Origin of the sequence: Actinotignum sanguinis (genome assembly GCF_003957255.1) — a bacterium.
Classification (GTDB): Bacteria; Actinomycetota; Actinomycetes; order Actinomycetales; family Actinomycetaceae; genus Actinotignum; species Actinotignum sanguinis.
In genome coordinates this window covers 1-4342 of the sequence record NZ_QDIE01000054.1, presented here as the reverse complement: position 1 = coordinate 4342, position 4342 = coordinate 1, and the positions used below count along the sequence as shown (strand labels likewise).

Below are 4342 nucleotides of genomic sequence, written 5' to 3'. Positions count from 1 at the left end.
CCTTACCGCCACACCATTCACGTGGGTAGCTGACGTGGATAGCCTCCTGGAGAAAATAGCACGCGCGAGAACAGTCTTAGAACAAACCCCCACCCCATAACCGGAAACCTAAATCGCGGACGGTGCACTAGCGTTTTGCGCGGTGGTTACACCGGGAGTGGGATGAGGCGCCGGGGCTTCCGAAAACGGGAGACCCGTGGCGTGGCTGGTCATCAGTGCGGCCACGATCGTTGCAACCGTTGCCGGTATCGCCCGAAAATTCACGCTCATCCTGTCCATTACACGAAGGTTTGATCACCGGAAGTGGTTTATCAGCCCGCCGTATAACTAATAGTTATCAATCGCGTTAATAACCTACGAGGAAGTAAGTCCAACTGTCCAGTACATTCGAACGTGATCAATCTCAGGAAAACCTTTCAGGCCGTTTTCAGCTCAAATATTCATTCACGAATCATCTACATTGCGGAAGCTGCGCTACTATGACGAAATAAGTCCCAACTTCTTTGGTTTTTCCGAATTTTCCCGCGCTAACATAGCATGAATATTTTAGGACCGATGTCCCAGATTAGGACTTTAGCACCCTAATTTTCTACAAATAGTAAAGATTTTTATGTAACGACTGCCACGTAAAAATGGGGGCATATCCGCCATGTTGTACATGGATGTCCATAGTTAAATGTGAGTTACCACAAGGGCGGTTCGCACATTCAGCCAGCTCGGTATGGTGCTTGAACACTCACTTTCAGGTGATTTACGATCTGAGTATGTCGCGCAAAGATCCACAACTCTTGACCGGCCTGCTCGCCGGGATGGGAACCCTCCACTTCATCGCTCCCAAACCTTTCGACTCCATCATCCCGCCCCAGCTTCCCGGCCAGCCGCGCGCCTATACCCTCGCCTCCGGGGTGGCCGAATTAGCGACAGCCGGACTCATTGCGCAGCGCCGCACCCGCAAACTCGGCGGCGCTGCGGCAATCGCCCTTTTCCTGGCCGTTTTCCCGGCAAATATCTACATGGCCCACCAGTGGCAAGATAAGCCCTGGCCGCTCAAGGCGATTGCTTACGGCCGACTCCCCCTTCAGGCGTTACTTATTAAGCAAGGTTGGAACGTCATGAACATGGCTGATGCTGAGATGGGAGCCAACGCGAAGGAGGCTACCGGGGTGAAAACTCGGTAGCGAACCAGTGGCGGCTCGGGTGCCCACAGGCTCGTGAGCTGCGGCGTCGTACCTACCTGCGCAGGCACAAGCTGTGCAAAATCGCTGCACAGCTGCATACAACGGTGGCGGCCGCTCCTTGTAGTGGAAACGGCCGCCACGTTTATTGAGGTAAGATCCCGCGGACGCGGGGATATGGATTGGGGATGCGAAGCGGATTTAGCGTTCCACTTCCCCGCGGATGAAAGCTTCCACCGCCGCGCGGGCCTCCTCATCGGGACGCTGCTGCGCCGGCGACTTCATGAAATAGGCGCTGGCGGAAAGCAGCGGGCCGCCGATGCCGCGGTCGAGGGCGATCTTGGCCGCGCGGATCGCGTCGATAACCACGCCGGCGGAGTTCGGGGAATCCCACACTTCGAGCTTGTATTCCAGCTTGACGGGGATATCACCGAAGTTGCGGCCCTCCAGGCGCACGAAGGCAAATTTGCGATCCTCGAGCCACGGGACCCAATCGGAGGGCCCCACGTGGATATCGTGCGGGTCGAGCCGCTGGGTGATATTGCTGGTGACAGCCTGGGTTTTGGAGATTTTCTTCGATTCCAGGCGCGAACGCTGGAGCATATTCTTGAAGTCCATATTGCCGCCCACGTTGAGCTGGTACGTATGGTCAAGGGAAATCCCGCGCTCTTCGAAAAGCCGGGCGAGCACCCGATGGGTGATAGTCGCGCCGATCTGGCTCTTAATATCGTCGCCCACAATCGGCACACCGGCATCCGTGAACTTCTGAGCCCACTCCGGGTTGGAGGCAATGAACACCGGCATGCAGTTGATCATGGCAACACCGGCATCAAGGGCGGCCTGCGCGTAGAACTTCGCTGCTTCTTCGGAGCCGACCGGGAGGTAGGAAACCAGCACATCGGCCCGTGCATCCCTAAGCGCGGCCACCACATCAACGGGTTCAGCATCAGATTCGGTAATAGTGGCGCGGTAGTACTCCCCCAGCCCATCCAGCGTGGGGCCGCGCAGCACCTCCACCCCGGTGGGTGCCACATCGCAGATTTTAATTGTGTTATTTTCGCTGGCGTTGATCGCAGTGGCCAGATCGACGCCGACTTTCTTAGCGTCAACGTCGAAAGCCGCAACGAACTCAATATCGCGGATATGGTAATCGCCAAATACCACATGCATCAGGCCCGGGACCGTTTCGCTTTCAGATGCGCCGTGGTAGTAGGTCACGCCCTGCACCAGCGAGGACGCACAATTACCTACTCCCACAATGGCAACGCGAATCGACATACGGTTACTCCTTTGTAGTTATTGATGAAACGTGATTGTTTTTTCAGTCATCGGTGCGGCGGGCGCCACGGTGAGCGAGACTGAACGGGGCACCTGTGCCCCCATCACCAAGCCACTATGGCACTAAAAAGTTCTTTTGTGAAGAGACCTTACGGGCGGATGTGGTTGGCTGACGCGCGGACATCGGCGGGCGCACTAGCGTGGGGCGGCGACTTTACGGCGTCGCCGCCCCACGATGAGTCACATTAATGTGTAGAGTTCACGGTGCTTAGCTGCGCCGTCGTACCACCATCACACCTCCCGCTCCCAAGAGAGCAAGGCCCGCCAGGGTCACGGCCGGGCCGGCCATGGATGTTCCCGTTTTCACGAGCCGCTCGCGCGGCGTAGGCGTGGTTGTGGGAGTTGGCGTTTGCGAGGGAACCGGCGGCGTGGTTGCCGGCGGGGTTGTTGCCGGCACCGTCGGGGTCGGGGTGGGCGTGGGGGTCTCCGATTCCGTAGGTGTAGGAGTCGGGGGCGGCGGTACGATAGTGTTCGTCACCACGAATCCATCCGTCATGTTCCCGGTCACGGCCGTGGTGTACCCGTCTACAGATTCCTCCACAACCGTGTAATTGATGAGGTAGCCGCCTGCGCACTTGTCCACTTCAGCGAAAGTGACCTTCCAATCTTCGGCCGCACCAACAGTCTTGCGAGCCACTTCCTTGCCGTCACCCAGCAGCACGAAAGTGATGTTCTCCGGGCGGGTTTGCTTAGCGTTATCGTCATCCTGCCACGCCTTCGTTGCCGAGACATCCGTAGCCAAGGTATTGGTGAATCGGAAGGTGCCATCCGGATTCATATCCTTATCGCTGCGGTACCCCGGTGAGGGAATTTCCGTGATGCCGTACTCGACTTCGTTATCCCTCCAGGTTGGGCCGGCAAGCTCATATTTGGGGACGCTGAACGTAAAATTCCATTCATCGACCGTTGAGGGGTAATTTACGACCTCGAATTGGTCCTTGCTGGCTTCGTAGCGTGGATTGATCCACAGCTGTTCGCTGCGGTCCTGGTAGACCTTGAACACCCCGTACTTGATCGTTTCCTTGGGTAAATCCTTTTGTAGGTTACCTTCGGCATCGCGGGTGTACTGCGTTCCCCACAGCTCCAAGGTAATGAAATCGGGGTGTTCCTTAGCCGGGCACTCAACCCGCGCGGCCGGACTATCGACCGGTTGCGCCTGCGAGTAGGCAGTGATGCCCAGCAAGGCCAGCAGAAGCGCGACCGCCATCGCGCCAAGTTTTCGTATGCTCATCGTTATCCTCCCTCCGTCGACTCAGCCATGCCCGATGCGCGCGACGCCATCATCACCGCGATCCGGCCGCGAAAAGGCGTGTTTTCCTATTTTCGCGCGGCTGCTTGTCCCATCTTCGCCCATAGAATGCGCGGCATGTGAGGGAACTAAGTCCCACCGATTTAGCACGACGACGCCGCCACTTCGCCTACCAGCACATATGCTGCGATGCGCGAAAAAACTGGTTGTGAGAGACTGAAGTATGGCCGAAGAAATGCGCGTTATCACGCCTAAATATCAAGCTACGCTGGAACCGCCGGTTATCGGGGCGGTCCTTGTGGACGCGTCTGTCAGCTACGACGGCTTACCGGTGGCGATCTGGAGCACGAACGAGGATTATCGCAAGTTTTTTGGGCGGTCGAACGGCGGTTGTACCGCCAACGAATATGTCGATGGAATCGTTGATGCCCTGCTAACGCGGCATAATGCCGGGGTCAAGTCCTGGGTAGTGGTGTATCTGTGTTCTCGAATCATGATTGTCATTCTCTGGTTTCGATACTAATAAGGACTGGATATCAGATACCGGTCAAGCAATAACGTCCTTCCCACTAATAGTCTT

The 4342-nt window shown here is 56.9% G+C and carries 4 protein-coding genes; 2 read left to right on the top strand and 2 right to left on the bottom strand.

The genetic code is table 11. The features are described 5' to 3' along the window. Positions 1–764: 764 nt before the first annotated feature. A complete protein-coding gene (locus DDD64_RS08665) occupies positions 765–1178 on the top strand; it encodes a DoxX family protein (RefSeq protein WP_126135961.1) in 414 nt (137 codons plus the stop codon). A 198-nt stretch (positions 1179–1376) separates the two neighbouring features. Here the strand turns inward: DDD64_RS08665 and DDD64_RS08660 are convergent, their stop codons facing one another. Next, positions 1377–2453 carry an inositol-3-phosphate synthase gene (locus DDD64_RS08660; protein ID WP_126135960.1) on the bottom strand — a complete coding sequence of 359 codons (1077 nt, stop codon included), beginning with the start codon at positions 2451–2453 and terminating at the stop codon, positions 1377–1379. Positions 2454–2721: 268 nt separating this feature from the next. Further along, entirely contained in the window at positions 2722–3744 is a 1023-nt protein-coding gene (locus DDD64_RS08655; protein WP_126135959.1) for a Cna B-type domain-containing protein, read from the bottom strand. Between the two features lie 241 nt (positions 3745–3985). Between DDD64_RS08655 and DDD64_RS08650 the strand changes: the two genes are divergently transcribed. After that, positions 3986–4285, top strand: coding sequence for a hypothetical protein (locus tag DDD64_RS08650; RefSeq protein ID WP_126135958.1), 300 nt, complete (start codon positions 3986–3988; stop codon positions 4283–4285). Positions 4286–4342: the final 57 nt, after the last annotated feature.

What these genes read in the sequence shown, in the direction of transcription:
- DDD64_RS08665 (WP_126135961.1), top strand. Translation starts at nt 765, where the DNA reads ATGTCGCGCAAAGATCCACAACTCTTGACCGGCCTGCTCGCCGGGATG.
- DDD64_RS08660 (WP_126135960.1), bottom strand. Translation starts at nt 2,453, where the DNA reads ATGTCGATTCGCGTTGCCATTGTGGGAGTAGGTAATTGTGCGTCCTCG.
- DDD64_RS08655 (WP_126135959.1), bottom strand. Translation starts at nt 3,744, where the DNA reads ATGAGCATACGAAAACTTGGCGCGATGGCGGTCGCGCTTCTGCTGGCC.
- DDD64_RS08650 (WP_126135958.1), top strand. Translation starts at nt 3,986, where the DNA reads ATGGCCGAAGAAATGCGCGTTATCACGCCTAAATATCAAGCTACGCTG.